15 protein-coding genes are annotated in these 20,193 nt (G+C 56.3%); 8 read left to right on the top strand and 7 right to left on the bottom strand.

Annotated features, from left to right (window positions below):
- Nucleotides 1-17: 17 nt before the first annotated feature.
- The 4 genes from ASU33_RS10155 (at nucleotide 18) to ASU33_RS10170 (ending at nucleotide 4,927) form a co-directional block, all read left to right on the top strand.
- Nucleotides 18-746, top strand: a complete 729-nt coding sequence (locus ASU33_RS10155) for a hypothetical protein (protein WP_059070673.1) — start codon at nucleotides 18-20, stop codon at nucleotides 744-746.
- Nucleotides 747-980: 234 nt separating this feature from the next.
- The gene (gene gatB / locus ASU33_RS10160) at nucleotides 981-2,441 is read left to right on the top strand and encodes an Asp-tRNA(Asn)/Glu-tRNA(Gln) amidotransferase subunit GatB (RefSeq protein WP_059070674.1); all 1,461 of its coding nucleotides are present in this window, start codon (nucleotides 981-983) and stop codon (nucleotides 2,439-2,441) included.
- A gap of 91 nt (nucleotides 2,442-2,532) precedes the next feature.
- A complete protein-coding gene (locus ASU33_RS10165; RefSeq protein ID WP_059070675.1) occupies nucleotides 2,533-3,639 on the top strand; it encodes a TlpA disulfide reductase family protein in 1,107 nt (368 codons plus the stop codon).
- 151 nt (nucleotides 3,640-3,790) lie between these two features.
- Nucleotides 3,791-4,927, top strand: a complete 1,137-nt coding sequence (locus ASU33_RS10170) for a TlpA disulfide reductase family protein (protein ID WP_059070676.1) — start codon at nucleotides 3,791-3,793, stop codon at nucleotides 4,925-4,927.
- A gap of 85 nt (nucleotides 4,928-5,012) precedes the next feature.
- Here the strand turns inward: ASU33_RS10170 and ASU33_RS21260 are convergent, their stop codons facing one another.
- The 3 genes from ASU33_RS21260 to ASU33_RS10185 form a co-directional block, all read right to left on the bottom strand.
- On the bottom strand, nucleotides 5,013-5,801 hold the full coding sequence (locus ASU33_RS21260) for a hypothetical protein (protein WP_149867141.1): 789 nt from the start codon (nucleotides 5,799-5,801) through the stop codon (nucleotides 5,013-5,015).
- A gap of 102 nt (nucleotides 5,802-5,903) precedes the next feature.
- Complete coding sequence (locus ASU33_RS10180) at nucleotides 5,904-6,422, bottom strand: acyl-CoA thioesterase (protein ID WP_059070678.1); 519 nt, start codon at nucleotides 6,420-6,422, stop codon at nucleotides 5,904-5,906.
- Nucleotides 6,423-6,573: 151 nt separating this feature from the next.
- Nucleotides 6,574-7,251 (bottom strand): protein-L-isoaspartate(D-aspartate) O-methyltransferase, encoded by a 678-nt coding sequence (locus ASU33_RS10185; RefSeq protein WP_059070679.1) that lies wholly within the window; start codon nucleotides 7,249-7,251, stop codon nucleotides 6,574-6,576.
- A gap of 128 nt (nucleotides 7,252-7,379) precedes the next feature.
- On the opposite strand from ASU33_RS10185, the gene ASU33_RS10190 reads away from it, so the two are divergent.
- From ASU33_RS10190 to ASU33_RS10200, 3 genes are all read left to right on the top strand, one after another.
- Nucleotides 7,380-8,798, top strand: a complete 1,419-nt coding sequence (locus tag ASU33_RS10190; RefSeq protein ID WP_286130472.1) for a sugar transferase — start codon at nucleotides 7,380-7,382, stop codon at nucleotides 8,796-8,798.
- A gap of 101 nt (nucleotides 8,799-8,899) precedes the next feature.
- Entirely contained in the window at nucleotides 8,900-9,490 is a 591-nt protein-coding gene (locus ASU33_RS10195; RefSeq protein WP_059070795.1) for a riboflavin synthase, read from the top strand.
- Nucleotides 9,491-9,736: 246 nt separating this feature from the next.
- Nucleotides 9,737-9,940, top strand: a complete 204-nt coding sequence (locus ASU33_RS10200; RefSeq protein WP_059070680.1) for a hypothetical protein — start codon at nucleotides 9,737-9,739, stop codon at nucleotides 9,938-9,940.
- Nucleotides 9,941-10,011: 71 nt separating this feature from the next.
- On the opposite strand, the gene ASU33_RS10205 is transcribed toward ASU33_RS10200, so the two are convergent.
- Complete coding sequence (locus tag ASU33_RS10205; RefSeq protein ID WP_059070681.1) at nucleotides 10,012-10,596, bottom strand: phosphatase PAP2 family protein; 585 nt, start codon at nucleotides 10,594-10,596, stop codon at nucleotides 10,012-10,014.
- Entirely contained in the window at nucleotides 10,589-11,533 is a 945-nt protein-coding gene (gene hemF, locus ASU33_RS10210) for an oxygen-dependent coproporphyrinogen oxidase (protein WP_059070682.1), read from the bottom strand. The genes ASU33_RS10205 and hemF overlap by 8 nt, the downstream gene beginning before the upstream one ends.
- A gap of 283 nt (nucleotides 11,534-11,816) precedes the next feature.
- Here hemF and ASU33_RS10215 point away from each other — a divergent pair, with 283 nt between their 5' ends.
- Nucleotides 11,817-13,931 (top strand): alpha-ketoacid dehydrogenase subunit alpha/beta, encoded by a 2,115-nt coding sequence (locus ASU33_RS10215; RefSeq protein ID WP_078063029.1) that lies wholly within the window; start codon nucleotides 11,817-11,819, stop codon nucleotides 13,929-13,931.
- A gap of 238 nt (nucleotides 13,932-14,169) precedes the next feature.
- Here ASU33_RS10215 and ASU33_RS10220 read toward each other — a convergent pair whose 3' ends face one another.
- Together ASU33_RS10220 and tamL are read right to left on the bottom strand one after the other, a co-directional pair.
- Nucleotides 14,170-17,493: a T9SS type A sorting domain-containing protein gene (locus tag ASU33_RS10220; RefSeq protein ID WP_078063030.1), complete on the bottom strand. Its 3,324-nt coding sequence runs from the start codon at nucleotides 17,491-17,493 to the stop codon at nucleotides 14,170-14,172.
- Between the two features lie 205 nt (nucleotides 17,494-17,698).
- Nucleotides 17,699-20,188 carry a translocation and assembly module lipoprotein TamL gene (gene tamL / locus ASU33_RS10225; RefSeq protein ID WP_491044427.1) on the bottom strand — a complete coding sequence of 830 codons (2,490 nt, stop codon included), beginning with the start codon at nucleotides 20,186-20,188 and terminating at the stop codon, nucleotides 17,699-17,701.
- Nucleotides 20,189-20,193 lie beyond the last annotated feature (5 nt).

The raw sequence follows: 20,193 nt of genomic DNA on the forward strand, positions 1-20,193 counted from the left end.
AATATACCTTTACGGCTATGATCGAGGTTGACCTGATTAAAAAGCACGGCAAAAAAGCGCTGGGCATGGATGAACACGAGCATCACCACAAGCCCACTTGGCGCGAGCGGGTACCGGAGATTCTGCTCGAAATTGGCATCATCGTCTTTGCCATTATGCTCTCCATTCAGCTGCACAGCTGGCACGAGCATGCCCTGGACCGTAAAACGGAACGCAAGTTTCTCACCGGTTTGCGCAAAGACCTGCAACAGGACTTGCAGGAACTGTGCGATGATTCGCTTTCGTACTGCACGCAAGTTCGCGGCTACCGTTACTTCCGCAGCCTCACGCCACCAGCCACCGTGAACCCAGACAGCCTGAAAGCCTTTGGCTGGACGCTGCGCAACTCTACCCAGCTGGTTCCGAACACCTCGCGCTTCGAAGGGTTGAAGTCGGCTGGCAAGCTCGATGTCATCGAAGACGACGAACTGCTTAACAGCATCTTAGACTACTACCAGGAGCAGTTGCCGGCTCTGATCAACAACACGGCGATGTTCACGGACTACAAGCAGCAAAATATGGTCGGCTACCTCGACTCGCACCTCAGCGCCGACCAGCAAAACCTGCCTGCCGTGATGGCCTCGCCTCCGATGCAGAACTACTTGAACCGCGGCAATGAAATGCGTGACATTGTAGGGCTTTATCACCAAGTGATGGAACACAGCCGCCAACTCATTCGGCAGATTGATAAGCAGCTCGCTGAATAACGCGGCTTCGGTTTACTGATAAGCAAAGTTTTGACTCAACTGACCACCTGTTCAAGCCAGGTTGCCAGCACCACTTAACTGATCAGCAAACGAACTGCTGTTCTTTGCATTCAAGAGAAAGCCGAGCCGGTACTCCTTGGCCCGGCTTTTTTGCTTCCCAGCGGCGCCGGATACTTTTTATCTTGCAGCCGCATTGCCGCCCTTGGCGCCGCAACGCCCTACCTTCTGATTTGTATGGACGAAACCATAAAAGCTAAATACCAGCCTGTTATTGGTCTGGAGGTACACGCGCAGCTGCTTACGCGCAGCAAAATGTACTCGGCCGATGAGAACGAGTACGGCGCTATGCCCAACTCCAACCTATCGGTAATTACCCTAGGGCACCCCGGCACGCTGCCGCGTGTAAACCGCACTGCCGTGGAGTTTGCCATGAAAATGGGCTTGGCCACGAACTGCCACATCACGCGCGACAACCTGTTTGCGCGCAAAAACTATTTCTACCCCGACCTACCCAAGGGCTACCAGATTACGCAGGACAAAACCCCAATCTGCACCAAGGGCCATGTTGACATCCGTTTGGCTGATGGCTCTACCAAGCAAATCGGCATTACGCGCATTCACATGGAGGAAGACGCGGGCAAATCGATGCACTTGGCCGGCGAGGTAGAAACGCTCGTCGACCTGAACCGCGCCGGCGTACCGCTCATCGAGATTGTATCGGAGCCGGACATTCGCAACGCCGAAGAAGCCTACGCCTACCTCACTGAGATTAAGAAACTGGTGCAGTACCTAGGTATCTGCGACGGCAACATGGAGGAAGGCTCGTTGCGCTGCGACGCCAACATCTCGGTGATGCCCGTGGGCTCGGAGAAGTTTGGCACCAAGGTGGAAGTGAAGAACATGAACTCCTTCCGCAACGTGCAGCGCGCAATTGAGTACGAAATCGAGCGCCAGATTGAGTTGCTTGAGGCCGGCGAAGAGGTAATTAGCCAAACCCGCGGTTTCGATGCCACCACCGGCACCACGCAGGGGCAGCGTTCGAAGGAAACGATGAACGACTACCGGTACTTCCCGGAACCCGATTTGCCGCCGGTTATTATTGATGATGCCTGGCTGCACCGGGTGCAAGCCGAGCTACCTGCCTTGCCGCAGCAGCTCTACGCCCGCTTTACCGGCGAGCTGGGCCTTTCGGCTTACGACGCCAACGTGCTGACCACGGAGAAGGACATTGCCCTGTACTTCGACGAGCTGACGCGCCTGACCACCAACGCCAAAGCAGCTGCCAATTGGATGCAAGGCCCCGTAAAGTCGTTCCTCAACGAGCGTGCGCTCACCATGAGCGACTTTCCGCTTAGCGCCCAGCAGCTTGCCGATATCATTGGCCTAATCGACGAGGGTAAGATCAATCACTCGGTGGCTTCGAAGCAATTGTACCCGCACCTGCTCGAAAACCCCGGCCAGTCGGCAGCGCAAGCGGCCGAGGCCCTAGGTCTGTTGCAGCAATCCGATGCCTCGGAGCTGGAAGCCATGGTGCAGCAAGTGCTTGATGCCAACCCCGCCAAGGTGGCCGAGTACCGTGCTGGTAAAAAGTCGCTGGTGGGCATGTTTATGGGCGAGCTGATGAAGCTGACCAAAGGCAAAGCCGACCCGAAACTTTCGAACCAACTGCTGCGCGACAAGCTCGAACAAACTTAGCCTAGGTTCATAAACCAACCAAAAACCACTGGCCGCTCGTGCAGCGGCCGGTGGTTTTTTGCTTTATTATCAACCCGAACTATTCATTTCTATGATCCTGAAAAATTACCTCATTCTGGTGGGCGCAGCCCTTATCAGCTTGCCTGGCCTGTCACAATCCAAAGCGCCGAAGCCCAACTTCACCCTGCAAGGCAACTTGGCCGGAGCAGTGGCTGGCACCAAGGTTTACCTGTTAGATGACGAAAACAACCACACCCTCGGCTCGACCACTGTTGATGCCCAAGGGCACTTTCAGCTGCAGGGTTTGGTGGCTGAGCCAGCGGTTTATTACCTCAAAGTAGACAAACACCCTCGGCGGGTGGCCATAGCGTTGGAGCCGGGAAGCAGGCTGCAACTTAAAGCTGAGGCTGCCAACCTACGCCAGACTGCAAGAGTTGCTGGTTCGAAAGATGCGGCCGTCCTGCAGCGTTTCAATGATTTAGATGAAGACTATTACATTAAAGTTCAAGGCATTATCAACCGTCGGAAAGCCGCTGGTGATGAAATCCAGCGCGCTGCTATCAATAAAGAGTGGGAGTTAGCGCGAAAACAGATGTATGCCGCGATGAAAAGCATTGCCCGGCAGCAGTCGTACGTATCACCCTTCGTGGCAGTGCAGTTGATGAGCTCACCCGATCATTTGCCGTTTATTGACTCAATCGCAACCATCTATCAGCGGCGTTACTCCCAATCGCGCTACACCATTGAACTAGTAACTTACCTGGCAAGCCAAAAAGCTACTGCCGTTGGAGCCATGGCGCCCGAAATCATGCTTCCGGCACTCGATGGCAAGACCACGGCGCTGAGTAGCCTGCGCGGCAAGTATGTCGTTGTCGATTTTTGGGCCTCGTGGTGCACTCCTTGCCGCCGAGAAAACCCAGATATGCTCAAGCTCTACAACTCCTATAAGGCAAAAGGCTTGGAAATTTACGGGGTGGCTATGGATGATAAGCAGGACAAATGGCAGGAAGCCGTTAAGCAAGACGGCATAACTTGGACTCAAGTGTTCGACGACAATAAAGCCGCTAACCCGGCGAAAAACACCTACGGCATTCGGGCGCTACCCAGCACCCTGCTGCTCGATCCGCAAGGCCGCATTGTGGCCAAAGGGCTGCGCGGCGAAGAGCTTGAAAAGAAAATAGCCGAGCTGTTGCCCTAGGTGTGTGACTGCCCATGCATCCGGTTTGCGGCGGGCCGCGTACGTACCCGGCGCCAAATGCTGTGCGCAAATCAGCACAAATCGGCAACTTGCAATGTTTCTAGCCCGACGCGCGTTTACTTGCGCCGACGCCGACCTCATGAAATATCCCATGCATAGTTTGATTTTGGTGACTTCGCTGCTGAGCCTCACCACCGCCTGCAACGACGCTTCTTCCTCGAATACAGCCGCTGGCAATGCGGGCTTCGTTGTTACGGGGCAGCTGCGCAACGCTCCCGCGGGCACGCCCTTGTACCTTGCCGAGCTGGCCGAGGGGCAATTTGTTTCGCGCGATACCGTGAAGACCGATTCGCAAGGTCGCTTTACCATCAAGGGCTCGACCTCAGAGCCGGCTATCTATCAGATCAAGCTGAATGAGGAGAACAACGTGTTGGTAGCCTTGGATAACCAAACTAAGCTGCAACTCACTGGCGACGCCAGCAAGCTTGCTACCACCTACACCGTGAAGGGCTCCAAAGATTCGGAGGTGTGGCAGCAGATGTCGCGCGCGATGACGCGCCACGGCAACTACATGGGCAGCATTATGCGCCGCTACCAAGCAAATGCCCAAGCCGGCCGCCAGGATTCGATGCAGCTGTTGGAACAGAGGTTCTACGTAGCCAAGGCCAAGAGCACAGCCGAGCTGAAAGGCATTATCAAGAAGAACCCGACTTCGGTAGTTTCGGCGTTTGTATTGGGCGAGCCGCAGTTGTTTAATGCCGACGAGAATTTTGGTTTTGCCGACTCGGTAGCTACGCAGCTGACCAAAGCTCAACCCAACTCGCGCTACACGCAAGCCTTGGTGCAAAAGCTGGAGCCGCTACGCAAAACGGCCATTGGTACGGTAGCCCCGGATATACAGCTGCCAACCCCCGATGGCAAGAGCGTGGCCCTAAGTAGCTTGCGTGGTAAGTACGTGCTGCTCGATTTCTGGGCCTCGTGGTGCGGCCCCTGCCGCCAGGAGAACCCCAACGTGGTTCGCACCTTCGACAAGTACAAGAGCAAGAACTTCACGGTGTTCGGCGTGTCGCTCGATCAGGACAAGAACAAGTGGGTGAAGGCAATCGATAACGATAAACTGGCCTGGACGCATGTATCGGACCTGAAAGGCTGGCAAAGCGCTGCCGGGCAAGCCTACGGCATCCAGTCCATTCCGATGAACTTCCTGCTCGATCCGCAGGGTAAGATCATTGCAAAAAACCTGCGCGGCCCGGCGCTGGATGAGAAACTGGCTCAGCTAATTAAATAACCTTGGTACTTACGCCCGCTAGGCTATTATAAAAACGGCCCGCAACGAGAGTTGCGGGCCGTTTTTGTTGGTAGTTGGTGTGCCGCTACGCAAGAAACATTCGTTGCAGCGCCTGCCACAACTGCTTTTTGCGGCCGTTGTCGTACTCGATCATCTCTACCTCGGCAGCGGGCAGGTAAGCTACGTCGCCGATGCGTACAGGCTCGTATGGTTGGGTACGCTTGGTAGCTACATCCAGCAAGTTCTTGCCGAAGCCAATTACCTCGCGCACTGCTAGGCCACGTGCCCGCAGATCCTCAAGACTTACCGGGTACGGCGACTTTACGTTGACAATCACGCATTCCTCCATCACCCGCTGAATGGCCTTGAGCATGTTGTTCAGGAACACGTTGCGCTGCAGCCTGGGTAGTTTAGCCGCATCCTCTAGGCGCACCAACATAACCAAACCGTTGGCATTGCTGCCCAAGGTATCAAAGTCGACGGGTAAGCGTTGGGGCGGGGCTTGGGGTATAGCAGGAGCAGGGGGAGTGGGAGTAACCGCTACCACCGGTGCCGTAGGTGCTGCAGCGGGCGGCGCTGGGGCTGGTTCGGCAGCGCTGCGGGCCGCTCTTAAATCAGCCAAGGAGGGCAACTTGCTTGGGGCAGAGCTGGCGCTTATTGCTGGAGTTTGGAGTGGCTGCTGAGCAGCCACTGCCGGAGCAGACTGCGTTACAGGCTGCAGCGGAGTAGCCGCAGCAATGGGTTCCGGTGCTGGGGTAGCAACGGCCGGAGCAGGCGCTGTCGGCTGCTTTGGGGCGCCGCCAGGTTCGGGCACTACGTAGAGCGGGGTGCCCGCGTACAGCTGCTGATAAAAGGCAAGCAGAGCTTCGTCCACAGTAAAAAGCAAGCTAGGTAGTAAACAAACTGTTCAGCTGCAGCAGGCCCGGAGGCATGTACAGCTGAACAGTACTCAAGTTAACTATTTTGGCGGAGTGCCTTACTCCATTTCAAACAAGGCCTTCAGCTCGGTGGCTTCCTGCGGCTTCATGCGGCCAGCAAGTACCAGGCGCAGTTGGCGGCGGCGCAGGGCGCCGTCGTACAGGCGGATTTCCTCTTCGGTATTCGGAACCGCTTCGGGCACATCAATAGGGCGGCCCGACTGATCTACGGCCACGAAGGTGAAAAACGCTTCGTTCGACTTGAATTTCGTGCCGCTCGGAATATCCTCCGACCACACGTTGATGTGTACTTCCATCGACGAGCTGAACGCGCGCGTTACTTGCGCCTCGAGGGTTACCACGTTGCCCAGCTTAATGCCTTCGCGGAAAGATACGTTGTCGACGGAGGCCGTTACCACAATGCGGTTGGAGTGACGCTGCGCCGAAATGGCCGCGGCAATGTCCATGAGGTGCATCATGCGGCCGCCCATTAGGTTGTTGAGCGTGTTGGTATCGTTGGGGAGTACCAGTTCGGTCATTCGCACGAATGACTCCGCTACGGGCTTTTGTTTGCGCATGCTGAGGAGTAAGTTAGGGCAGGTGCGTGTAAATCGGCCGCAAAGATAGCCGTTGGCCTGCCAGCCCTAGCGCATCCGTCGCAAAATGCCCGGGCTTCCCCAGCGGCTTCTGCTAGGGTGGTGGTGCCTAGGTGCTTTGATTACCCAGCGCCTACTCGGCCCAGCCGGCCGCCCCGCGCAACGGCACAAACCGAAACTCGTCGAACTCCTCGCGAGCAAAGCCATCGGCCGATTCGCGCGTGATGCGCACCATGCGCTGCACCTGTTCGTTGCCCACCGGCACTACAAGTACCCCGCCTATTGCCAGTTGCTGTAACAAGGGGCGGGGCAGAGCCGGCGCCGCCGCCGTCACCAGAATGCGGTCGAAGGGAGCATACGCAGGCAGGCCCAATGACCCATCGCCGCAAAACAAGTGTGCCCCGGTGTACCCCAGCTGAGCCATGCGCTGGCGCGTGCGCTCAAACAGCACCCGGTTGTATTCGATGCTGAATACCTGCAGGCCAAGGGTAAGCAGCACACTGCACTGGTAGCCCGAGCCGGTGCCTACCTCCAGTACACGCAAGCCGGGCCGCACACCCAGGAGCTCGGTTTGGTGCGCCACGGTATACGGCTGCGAAATGGTTTGGCCTTCGCCGATCGGAAACGCTTTGTCTTGGTACGCGTGCGACTCGAATGCTTGCTCGAAGAACAAGTGGCGGGGCACAGTGCCAATGGTTGCCAGCACCCGCTCGTCGCGGATGCCCTTGCGCCGCAACTCCTCCACCAGGGTGCGACGTTGGCCACGGTGGCGGTAGGAGTCGGAAGCGGATGCGGGAACTGACGACGACATAGCAGATCGGTTAAAACAGCCCTACCTTTGCGCGCGGCTGGCGGGCTTTACCTGCCGCAAAGCTACGGCGGCGCGGTATTTGTGCCACGTAGCGGCCGTTCTTTCGTCCTGTTACTACTGCATTCTCCTTGATCCGCTCTCTGCAAAAGCTCAAGCTGATTGCCGCCGATTTTGGGGCGGCGCTGCTTGCTTGGGGCTTCTTTTACCTGCTGCGCAAGTACTTACTGAGCGAAATCAACGAAGGCTACCGCTTCACCGGCGACCAGCTCTTTACCCTAACCGGCTCGGCCGTGATGATTGCCACGTTTTGGGTAATCCTCTACACGCTTATCGGCGAATATCGCGACATCTTCCGGAAGTCGCGCGTAGGTGAAATCATCCGCCTAGCTCGTATCTCTTTCATCGGTGGGGTGGTCATCTTCTTTGCCCTTCTGCTCGACGACCAAGGCGTACAGAACTACCGCAGCTACTACAAAACCATCACGGCCTACTTTCTGCTGCACTTCAGCATCACGGCCGTGCTGCGTACTTGGGCTATTACCACTATTCAGCGCCTCGTGCGCCGCCGCGTCATTTCCTTTAATACGCTCATCGTGGGCTCCAGCCCGTTGGCGCTGGAAACCTATCGAGAGCTGGAGCGCACCAATCGGCACCTCGGCCTCAATATTGTTGGCTTTGTACCCGTGAACGACACCGTTGATCCGGACTTGGCTACCGAGTTGCCGCGGCGGGGTTCGTTCCGGCGCTTGCCAGCCCTTATACGCGGCTACAAGGTGGAGCAGGTTGTCGTGGCGCTGGAGCCCTCGGAACACCAAATGATTCAGGAGGTGTTGGCCCAATTGGAAGGTACCCCCGCGCGGGTGAGCGTATTGCCCGACGTGTACCAGATTCTGCTCGGCTCGGTTAAGGTGAACCACTTGTTTGGTACGCCGCTTATCGAAATTAAGCACGACTTATTACCCGTGTGGCAGGAGGTAACCAAGCGTGCCATCGACATCGTTGGCTCGGCTTTGTTCATTACGTTGGCATGGCCGGTATACGCCTTTACGGCTGCCATGGTACGGCTGTCGTCACCGGGGCCCATTTTCTTTGCTCAGGAGCGCGTAGGCAAGCACGGGCAGCCCTTCCGTATTTACAAATTTCGCTCAATGTACGTAGATGCCGAACGCATGGGGCCGTCGCTGTCGAGCAAGAACGACCCGCGCATTACGCCTTGGGGCCGCTTCATGCGCAAAGTGCGTCTCGATGAATTGCCGCAATTTTGGAACGTGTTAAAGGGCGATATGAGCCTTGTGGGCCCGCGCCCCGAGCGTCAGTTCTTCATCAACCAAATCGTGAAAATGGCGCCGCACTACCGCCACCTGCACCGCGTACGGCCCGGTATTACTTCCCTAGGCCAGGTGAAGTACGGGTACGCTGAAACGGTGGAGCAGATGGTGCAGCGCCTCAAGTACGACATCCTGTACATCGAGAATATGTCGCTGGCCATGGACTTCCGCGTGATGCTTTACACGCTTAAAATCATCGTGGAAGGCCGCGGCAAGTAGTATTACTTGTCTTTCGATTGCCGAAGGCTGTTATTAAACTCAGCTTGTACGTAGTGGTTGTAACAGCCCAACGCATCATTCACTCAAGACTTTCAAAAGCTGTGTTTACTGGCATTATTGAAGCCCTAGGTACCGTGCGCGACGTACGGCAGCAGGGTACCAACCGGCATTTTGTAATCGAGGCCCCCTTCAACGCCGAGCTGCAGATTGACCAAAGCGTAGCCCACGACGGCGTGTGCCTCACGGTGGTGGCGCTTGATGCAGCCGCAGGCACGCACACCGTAACGGCCATCGACGAGACGCTACGCAAAACCAACCTAGACACCTGGGCTGTGGGCCGCCAGGTAAACCTGGAGCGCTGCCTTTCCGCCAACGGCCGCTTCGATGGCCACATTGTGCAAGGCCACGTCGACCTTACGGCCACCTGCGAATCGGTGGAAGACCAGAACGGTTCTTGGCTGTACCGCTTCCGCCACGAAACCGGTCCCGGACGCGTTACAGTGGAAAAAGGATCGATCTGCATCAACGGCGTAAGCCTGACTTGTTTCAATAGTACCGACGATGGTTTCTCGGTGGCTATTATCCCTTATACTTACGAGCATACCACGTTCCAGCACCTCCGGGCAGGCGACCAAGTGAACCTGGAATTCGATATTGTGGGCAAGTATGTAGCAAAGCTGCTGGGGCGTTAGGACGCGAGGCGTTTAGCCTTACTGGTTCATCAAGTATGAGTGTGAATGTGCCAGTAGTATGGCAAGTAGCCTGGGTTTCGCTCTTGTCCCAACTGCTAGTAATAGGCCTCTTAATATTTGGTTTCAAGCTTGGTGGTAGCACTAACCCACTTGTTCACGGTGCGGCTAATTTATAGTTGCCTTTGAGGTCTAGTACTTTGTAGCCTTTATTGCGTAAAACCCTACAGAACTACTAATGGCTTCTGTATGTCGAAACGCGAATTGATAGAACCAAATCCCGGCGATAAGCGCTACGTGCGCCGCAACGATAAAGGCGAATTCACCAGCAATGTTGACTTGAACCGTTCCCTGTCGCAAGACGATAAGCACAACTCCAGCGTGACCAGCAAATCTGGGCAAGGCGACCGGGGCGACGGCCATACCGGCAACCGAAAACCGGCCAAGAAATAGCTGACCTCCCAAACACAGAGCCCCCGCAGTTGCAACTGCGGGGGCTCTGTGTTTGGGAGGGGGCGAGGTGCTTAGGCGGCTACCTGCTGAGCCGGCATCCAACGCTTTACGCTTTCCTTATACAACCACGAGCAACCCCAAGCCAGCAATGCACCTAGGGTGGTGCCAGCCAACACATCGGAAGGGTAATGAACCCCTAGGTAAATCCGGCTGTAACTGACGATGGCAGCCCACACCAGCACCAGTATTTTAACGGGCCAGAAGCGCTGGGGCAGTACCAAGCACAAGAACACGGCCAAGGAAAATGCGTTGGCAGCGTGCGAGGAAATGAAGCCGAATTGGCCTCCGCATCCATTCACCAAGTTCAGCGTTTCGGAAAGCTCCGGATCGTGGCAGGGGCGCAGGCGGGCGAAGTAGGGTTTAAAGAAGCGGCTCGAGATGAAATCGGCTAAGCCCACGCATGCCCCCATGAGGGGCAAAAGCAGTACGGCCCGCCTGCCGAAATAATAACTTAGGGCTATTATTATCACCAGGTAGGCCGGAAACCACACAAGGCGGTCGGTAAAGAAAATCATGAACCGATCGAGGCCCGGGGTGTGGGCGCTGTTGGCTGAAATCAGCAGCCACCGATCCAGCTCCTGCAGTTGTTCAATCAAGTGAAATAGGCGAATTGTCGAGCCAATTTACGCCCTTTTTCAGCCACCGCTGCGTATCGGCTTCGCGCGAGCCGGGTTCGGGCTGTAGGTTGTAGTGCCACTCACAGCGTGGGGGCAGGCTCATGAGGATGCTTTCGGTACGCCCGCTCGTCTCCAGGCCAAACTTGGTGCCTCGGTCGATGGCCAGGTTGAACTCGGCGTAGCGCGAACGGCGGATCATCTGCCACTTCACTTCCTGCTCGCCGTAGGGCAGCTCGGCGTTGCGGCGCATCAGCTCACTATAGGTGCGGCCGTACACCTCGCCAACATCCTGCACAAACGCAAACAGCTCATCACGGTCGCCTTCCTTACCCACGGTCAGGCGGTCGAAAAAGATGCCGCCGACACCGCGGGTTTCTTGGCGGTGCGTCAAGAAAAAGTACTCATCGGCCCAGGTTTTAAAGCGCTGGTAGTAAGCTGAGTTGTGCCGTTCGCATACTTCGGCAATCTGCTCATGAAACCAACGCGCCTGCTTTACATCCACGTAAATAGGAGTCAGGTCGAGGCCGCCGCCAAACCATGCTTCGCCGTTGCCAGCCTCGAAGTAGCGCACGTTCATGTGCGAGATGGGCACCATGGGGCTGCGTGGGTGCTGCACCACCGATACCCCCGTGGCAAAATAGTTGGGGTCGGGCATCAGCAACTGCTTGGCGGCTCGCTCATCCATTTGCCCCCACACGGCCGAGAAATTCACTCCGCCTTTCTCCAGAATGTTACCGTTCTGGATAACGCGCGTTTCGCCGCCACCACCCGAGTGATGCTGCCACACGTCGGGTTGGAAAGTGGCTCCGCCATCGGTGGTTTCGAGCTTGGTGTACAGCCACTTTTGAAAGTAGCGCATCCATTGCTCTACGTTCTGGCGAAAAGGGGTAGGCGTTGTATCAGTATCGGTTGTCATTGCAGGGGCAAAGGCGGGGGAGAGAAGCGTAGCTTGCATGGGTTGGTTCGGCTGGTTTGCAAAGGCGAAATAAGAGCCCGGCAGTAGCTTAAATCCTGACCAATGTCAGCCACGCAGCTGTTTTTTGTCACCGCAAAGGTGGCAGTTTTTTGGTGTTTGCCTGCCTACCAATGTGCCCTGCCAACCTAGGGCTGCGCTGGTTCGACTACCTGCGAGGCTATCTGCCGTGGAGGTGTGCCCGGTATGCCGTAAATTCGGCCCTTCGCCACCGCGTTCATTTTCGATGCAAGCTCCCACCGCTCTGGAAACCTCCGAAACCGATTTTACCACGGCCTTGGCCGCCCATCCCGACCGCGCCACGTTGCTGCGGGCGTATCGCCTGATGCAAACGTCGGCGGCTATGGCCCGTTTGTACGAAGAAAACAAGGCCGTAACGGCTAAGTACGTGCACGCCACGGCCCGCGGCCACGAGGCCATTCAGCTGGCCGCTGCATTTCAGCTGCTCGAAACCGACTATTGCGCTCTGTACTACCGCGACGACGCCTTTATGCTCGGCCTAGGTATTACGCCTTACGAGCTGATGCTGCAGCTAATGGCGAAGCGCGACGACCCGTTTTCGGGTGGGCGCACCTACTACTCGCACCCCTCGCTGCGGCGACCGGGCGTGCCGGTAATTCCGCACCAAAGCTCGGCTACGGGCATGCAAGCCATTCCGGCTACAGGCATGGCCCACGGCCTGCATTACCTCGAGGGCCAGGGCCTGCTGCAAACAGCCGAGCAGCAGCCCGTGGTGCTGTGCTCGATTGGTGATGGCGCCATGACGGAAGGTGAGGTAGCCGAAGCCCTCCAGATGGCAGTGCTGCACCAATTGCCTATGGTGTACCTGGTGCAGGACAATGAGTGGGGTATCTCAGCTACTGGTCGTGAGATGCGCGCCATGGATGCCTACGAGTTTGCGGCTGGCTTTAAGGGCCTGCACCGCTTGCATTGCGACGGCGCCGATTTCGTGGACAGCTTTGCCACCATGCACGCGGCCGTGCAGCACGTGCGCCAAACGCGCGGACCGGTGCTGGTGCATGCTAAGTGCCCGCTCCTAGGTCATCACACCAGCGGCGTGCGGCGCGAATGGTACCGGGGCGAGGACCTTACTCAGCACCAGCAAAACGACCCGCTGCCGCGCTTCCACCAGCAGTTGCTCACCGAGGGCTTTACCGAAGGGGAGCTAGGCTACGCTACCGCTCAGGCGCAAACTACCGTACAGGAGGATTACGCTCGGGCATTGGCTGCTCCCAACCCCGATCCGGCTACGTTTACTGACCATGAGTTTGCGCCGGCAGCCGTTACGGAAGAGGCGGGTGAGCGTAGCCCCGCCGGCGCCGACAAAGCCATTATGGTGGATGCGGCCCTGCACGCCGTCGACGACATTCTGCGCGAATTTCCGGAGGCCCTGTTCTACGGCCAGGATGTAGGCGGCGAGCTAGGCGGCGTATTCCGCGAAGCAGCGCTGCTGGCCAAAAAGTACGGCGACGCGCGGGTATTCAACACGCCCATTCAGGAAGCCTACATAGTGGGCAGCACGGCGGGTATGTCGGCGGTAGGTGCCAAACCGATTGTCGAAATCCAGTTCGCCGACTACATATGGCCTGCCCTGAACCAGTTGGTTGAGGAACTCAGCAAATCGTGCTACCTCTCCAACGGCAAGTTTCCGGTACAATCTCTGATCCGTGTGCCCATTGGGGCGTATGGCGGAGGCGGTCCGTACCACTCTGGCTCGGTGGAAAGCACGTTGCTTACCATTCGGGGCATTAAGGTAGTGTACCCCTCCAACGCGGCCGATATGAAAGGCTTAATGCGCGCCGCATTCCTCGACCCAAACCCGGTGGTAATGCTGGAGCACAAGGGGTTGTACTGGAGTAAGGTGCCCGGCACCGAGGATGCTAAAACCGTTGAGCCTGCTGCCGGCTACGTAGTGCCCCTAGGCAAGGCCAACGTGGTGCAAGAGGCCTCAGCCGAGAAGCTACAGCAAGGCGACACCTGTGTAGTGATTACCTACGGCATGGGTGTGTACTGGGCCAAAACCGCCAGCAAGCACCTACCCGGCCAAGTTGAAATCCTCGACCTGCGCACCCTAAATCCGCTCGATTGGGAAGCGGTGCAAGCTGCTACGTTGCGGCACGGCAAAGTGCTGGTGCTTACTGAGGAGCCCCTGATGAACTCCTTCGCTGAGTCGTTGGCCGGGCGTATTCAGCGCCACTGCTTCCAGCAGCTCGATGCACCGGTGTTTACCTTAGGTGCCGCTAACCTGCCTGCTATTGCTCTGAACGTAGAGCTCGAGAAGCAGATGCTGCCCAACGCTGAGAAGGTGTTTGCTGCTATCGAGGAGTTGCTGGCTTACTAGCAGATTGGGTTTTTGTTTATGACAAGGGGCCATGCCTATTAAGGCATGGCCCCTTGTATTTCACAACATCATCTGTTGAAATGATCTAGGTTTTATGTCTGCATACACAATTAGCTAAGTGCGTCCGGTGTGTCTACTTGGTTCCGCTCATTAAGCACAGGCTTTTGGCTGGCTAAGCACCAAAAGAAAAGCGGCTGCCGAGTTCGGCAGCCGCTTTTCTTTTTCGGTTTTGCGAAGCTTACATCTTCACAAACTTCAGCACGTGGTTCTGGCCATTGCCGCTTACGCGCACCACGTAAGTGCCTTTCGCAAAGCGGCTGGCTTGCAGCGATACTTGTTCACCGCCTTTGCCTTCTAGGCGAGCAACATTGCGGCCTTCAGCACCTAGGATTTCGACCGAGTAGGTACCCTGTGGTAGGCTCGTCAAATCGAGCTTAGCATCCTCGGCAGAGGGGTTGGGGTAAACCACAACCAAGCTGGTTTTCGAACCCGCGAACATCACCGTCTGGATGTTGCTGTAAGTGCTCTTGCCGTCGGCATCAACCTGGCGCAGGCGGTAGTAGCGCAGACCGGCAACCTTACCAGCGCCTTTGTCAACAAAGCGGTAATCGTTGCGGCGGTTGCTGTTGCCAGCACCAGCCACGCGGCCTACTTTCTCGAAGTTCACCCCGTCGCTCGAGCGCTCCAGCTCAAAGCCTGCATTGTTCTTCTCCTGAGCGGTAGCCCAGGTGAGCAGACCATCAAGGCCATTAGCGCGAGCCTGGAATTCAATCAGCTCAACCGGCAGCGGTACAGCAATGAGGTTCGAGCGGAACATTGCCTCCGTAGCGCTAGCAGCCTTAGGAGCCGTAGAGGGCGCACCACCGTAGGCCGGATCGTAAATATCCACGAGGCCGTTGAAGTTGTCGTCGTGGAAGTACGTGCTATTGATGTCGAGGAAGTTGGGAATGTCGTCGTTGTCCGAATCCTGCAGGAATGGCGAGTTCACCGTTCCGCTACCGGGTACTACTACAGGGTAGTACGATGCTTTCGAGGGGTTGTTTACGGCAAACAAACGAGCCAAGGCGACAATCTCATCACCCGCTCTTCCATCGCGGTCGGTATCAAATCCCTCCGTCCAGTCGGCGGTTTGCTGATAGATGGGTAGGTTAACGCGGGTAGCGTTGTCGCCATCTGAGTCATTGTCAAACATGTCAGCGGCAGAGCTGCCGCCTGAGTTCACAGGTGTGCCAATGGCTGAACCTCCGTTATTAGGATCATAAATGTCGCGGAGGCCGTCGCCGTCCGAATCGCGGTTGAACAGTGTAGTGTTAGCCTTGCGCGTGTCGTAAAGAGCGGTAGTTTGCACCTCAATCTCATCGCTGATGCCGTCGTTATCCGAATCAACGTCAAGGAAATTGTAGTTGCGTGCTGTCTGGGAGTTACCGCTTACAGTAGCGGTGCGTACGTCAGCATCGTTGTCGGTGAGCGTATATCTGCTTACACCGTTTTCGGTCTCGACGTTGCCGTTGTTTCGATAACTGATTGTTTGCTTAACAGCATCAGGCAGTCCATTACTACCAACACTAGAGGCACTAGTAGAAGTAGTTGAGGCCATGTATCGCGCGAACGAAGGATTATAAGCACTGCTTCTAGTGCCTCCGTTATAGCTTTCACTGAAGGTAAACACAGTCGAGTTTCCATTTGCTTCAACAGCATCAGGTAAACCATCGCCATCCGAATCTAAGTCAAAGTGATTCGGTACACCGTCACGGTCCGTGTCAAAAAAGTCATTGACACCATCGTTGTTGGTATCCAGGAAAGCTCCCAACACTGGGTGAACAAAGTCTACATCCAAGTATTGAATGGGAGATGATGCATCCGCAAAGCTGCTAGGATCGATGTTGGCTGCGCCTGTGCCACCCGGAGTCGTAGCTTCCACTACATCCAGTATACCATCGTTGTCATCATCGATGTCGGTTGCATCCGTAATGCCGTCGTTGTCGTTATCGCAAGCTGAGCTGTAGGTAAACTCCGTGTCGCCAACAAATACCGAAAAACCGTAAGTCCAGGTGTTTACTGTGTAGTTGTTACCCTCGTCGTTGGTTGTGCCCCAGGCGTGAGTGCCGGTGGTCGAACTCACCCCCGATAGCTGTGCAGTCCGGTTAGTGAAGTTCGTGAGGTTGGTATCGTCCCAATAAAGCAGATCGTAGTTGTTGCCGTTGGCAGGACGGATGTTTCGCACCCGGAAACCATCGGGGTTACCTTCCGCATCATACACCGGAAAGTTAACCGGTGCACCAAAGCTGGTAAAGTCAAAGCGGATGGTGGTGCCTACAGCAACTTGCGTGCCTGTAGGGGCAACCCCGTCTGCGTCTGCGGCAGCCTTGCGACGTCCGTTCCACACAACCGTGTTAGGTACACCAGCTTGAAGTGTCTGGCGCAGCAAAGGCTCGTCGGCGTCGCGCACATTGTCGCGGTCGATGTCGATCAGAATATCGAACTGACCGGTTTCGGCGCTTTGCGTTGTAAAGGCTACCTCGGTAACGCCATTGCGGCAATACGGGCGAGGCGTTACGCTTACCGTAGGAGTCGGCGCACTAGGCCAAACCGCTGGGTCGGGGTCGTTTACAAACGCAGGGTACTGCGTGTAGCTGGTGCGGGTAGTTTGGCTACGACGACGAGCTTCAATGGTAGTACCTACGGCCGTAGTTGAACCGAATTCGTTGGCTACGAAGTAGAACGAGAGCGGGCGCATGCCAGCTAGCTCCACTTCCTTCACGTAGTATTGCCCCGGAGCCTGCCGGCTCTCAACCATGGGGTAGAGCTTGAAGGTAGACGAGAGGCGGTTCTGAAAGTTGTTGGTACCGCCAGAGTTACCGGCAAAGAAGCCCCAGTGCTTGCTATACAGGCGCCCAGGTTTTTCTACGCCATTAGCTCGTACAGTGAAGTCCCAGAAGTCATAAGCGGAGCGCCTGTTGGTATCCGTCATGTTTTCCTCACCAACCTGGGTAAACTCCACGTAAAACTCCTGCGGTGCACCGGTGTTGTTGGTGTATACCAATGCGTTGTAACCGCCAGCAGTAGGTTGTGGGCCGGCGAAGGCTTCTGCAGCCGTATTGATAACCCCCTGCTGCTGAAGCAGGGTTGATTGGCCTACGCTACTGGGGTCGCGTGAAAGTACATTTTGCTTAACGATCTGACCTGCACCGGCGCCGTAACGCAACGTAATTACTAGGTCGCTCTGTGCAACACCCGTAGCCGCAGGATCGATTGGAATTCGGTGCACGCCGTAGTAAAGCGTTTCGCCGGGCTCCATGTGGATGTACATCCGATAGTCGGCAGAAAATGCTTCACCCGTAGGACCAGTCCATGAAGCGGGCTTAAGGAAGCCCAGCGACACGTTGATACCATTCAACAAGTTATCATCGTGCGAGAGGTAACCCGAACGGGTGTTGGTCGGATCCGTAAGGGATACGTCGTTGGTGTTCGGTGTTAGTTGCTTCGAACCCTCAGCCCAAACCCACTGCGGGGACATGACCCAGAGCGCGGCGAAGCCTAGGCCTAGTAAAGATGTTTTCATATACAACTATGGTGGATGAAAGCTTGACCCAATCTGAGTTCATCCTGATAGTGGTATAATCCAAATTATAGTTTGGTATCAACCACTATCGGATAAAAAACAGAGTTGTTCAGACAACAAAACTAGGTGTTTAGATAACATAGCAATTGCACACTAAGAGATTTAACACAATTTTTATAAAAACACTTGGGTTATTGAATAATCTTTAGAAAGGATAACCAATTCCAATATTGAGTCGCAGGTTATTGCTGCTGGCAGCGTTGAAGATGGTGGCTTTGGGCAGTACATACCGACTGCCAACGGGCTGGGTAGGGTCGTATACCTTGGCCGCAAAATCCAGGCGAACAATGAGGAAGGTAAAGTCGAGGCGCAAACCCAAGCCCGAGCCTACCGCAAATTCTTTGTAGAAGCGGTTCAACTCGAAATCGGCACCGGGACGTTGCGGATCGGCGTCTAGCGTCCAGACGTTGCCAAAATCGGTGAAGGCAGCACCGTAGATGTAGTCGTAAATAGGAAATCGGTATTCGAGGCTGCCCTCAAGCAGCAGTTCACCGGGTTGTTCTATCGATTCACTGCGTACCAGCTGTGGGTTGCGGTACGAGCCCACTCCCAAGCGCCTAGGTAACCAAGCCCGTACGCTGGAGCCACCGCCCGCAAACATGTACCGGTCGTAGGGGATAATGGCAGCGGAGCGGAACGGTTCGGTAATCGTGTCGCGGATTTGGGTGCGGGTGAGGGCTCGAGCCAACCCAGCATTCAGGCGCCATACCACATACTGCTGGGGAGTAAGCTTATGATAGCGGCGGTAATCAGCACTCAGGCGCACAAAGTCGTATACCTTGATGTTGGTATTTTGCTGCCCGATACGGCCCGACGACAGCTCATCGGTGCGGGTGTAGAGGCTCCGACCTAGGCCCCCGATTTCGGCAAACAGGCGTAGGTAGCGCGCATCCTGCGTCTGGTTGAAATCGTTGGTGTTGTAGAGCATGGTGGCGTTGGCGCTGGGCACCAATACCGATTGGAAGCTCCGGAGCAAGGCTTGGCCATTGGGTTGCCGTTCGAGCCTTCTCCTGAACGTGTTATCAAAGGCCGAAGTGTTGATTAGGCTGATATCGAGCGGCGTGAGGATAAACTGCTTATAACCGCTGTGCTGCCAGATGTAGTCATAGGTGAATTCCAGGTTGGTACGCGTGTACTCTTGGCGTTTTACGTAAGTAAAGGCTGAGCTTAGGCGTGTGCGGGGGCTATACCGCGTGAATAGCTCGTTGGAATGCCACGGCAACAAGAACTGCGGCAGCGTAAGGTTGATGTTGACTCCAAGCTGTGTCGTCAGCTGATTACCTACTTCCTCACGCAGGCTATCCTGGGCCAGGATGTATTGCCCTTCAAGACCTGCTCGCAGGCCTACATCCAGCACTTCGGCCCCGCCGAATGCATTGCGCACCCGTACCCGAAAATTGCCGAAGGGGCCAGGTAAGCCGGCCACGTAAGTGCCGCCCAGTTCGGTGGTTTCCTGAAATCGTTTCATGGGTGTGGTGCTCACCACGGCGTCGAGTTGCCCAAACCTAACAGAGTCGGCCGAGGCCTCTACTTTCTGGTAGTTTACACCGGCAAAGCGAAACACATCCATACCCGAGAGCTGCCGCTGGGTTTGGATGGTGTTTCGCAGGCTGTACCGGTCGCCGGGGCGCACGGAGAGTTTTCGATCGAGGATGCGGGTGCTGAACCTATGGTTATAAGCCAGGTAGTACACGCCGTTGCGCCGCACGGTATCGCGCTGCATACCGAAGCGGTTTAGGCCCGCGTCGGTGACAAAGTTGACTTTGCGAACCGAATACACACGGTGTGCTTGCTGGCCGGGCGGGTTGGCAACTTGCAACAGCAGCCGTACGGTGTAGGGCTCAAAACTGGTATCGGCCTCTAGGGTTACGTATTGCTGCCGGAAGTCGTAATAACCGGCGTTTTTCAGCACCGATTCGATGCGCGACCGTTCGCGGCCAATTAACTCCTCGTTGTAGGCTTGACCCACGCGCAGCAGCGAGCGACTCGAATCGGCCCGGATGGCTTTGGCTACCGCAGAGTCGGCGATGTCGTAGCGCAGTTGGCTTACCAAAAACGGCTGGCCCTCGTGGATGCGGTAAGTAACCGTTACCCGGCGGTTGCGCGCCGTGTCTGACGCCGCCACCCGCGAGCGAAAATACCCATGCGAGCGAAGGTAGATGCGCATCTGATCGGCCGTTACGCTCGTGAGCGTCGAGTCGTATACCACGGGGGCTTGACCTAGGCGCATGATGGCGTTGCCTTGCTCCAGTACCTGCTGCTGGTGCTGCACCTTTCGTTCGCGCTTTTGCAGCAGTTTGCCCACCTTCACCGAGTCGGTTTTGGCCTCGGCAATTAGGGCGGCGTACTTGGCGCGGGTGGCTGCCAAACGGGCCTCGGCGCGCTCGGGGCTATAAAAGGTGTAGCCGAGGTTATAAATTGCGAGCAGCGGAACCGGAAATTTGCGGTTGGGCTCTTGCCGATACAGCGACGCCAATGCGTCGCGGTCGGTGCGGTTTACGCCTTCAAGCTTTACTTCCGAAAGCAATTGCTGGCGCGGGCCAAGCAGCCGCATGGGCGAGCAGCTTGCCAGCAGCGTTGCCGATACAATACCTAACGTTGTCCAGGAGGCCTTGCGAGGCGGCCAGGGTAGCATCACAA

Origin of the sequence: Solirubrum puertoriconensis, assembly GCF_001483135.1 — a bacterium.
Taxonomy (GTDB): Bacteria; Bacteroidota; Bacteroidia; order Cytophagales; family Hymenobacteraceae; genus Solirubrum; species Solirubrum puertoriconensis.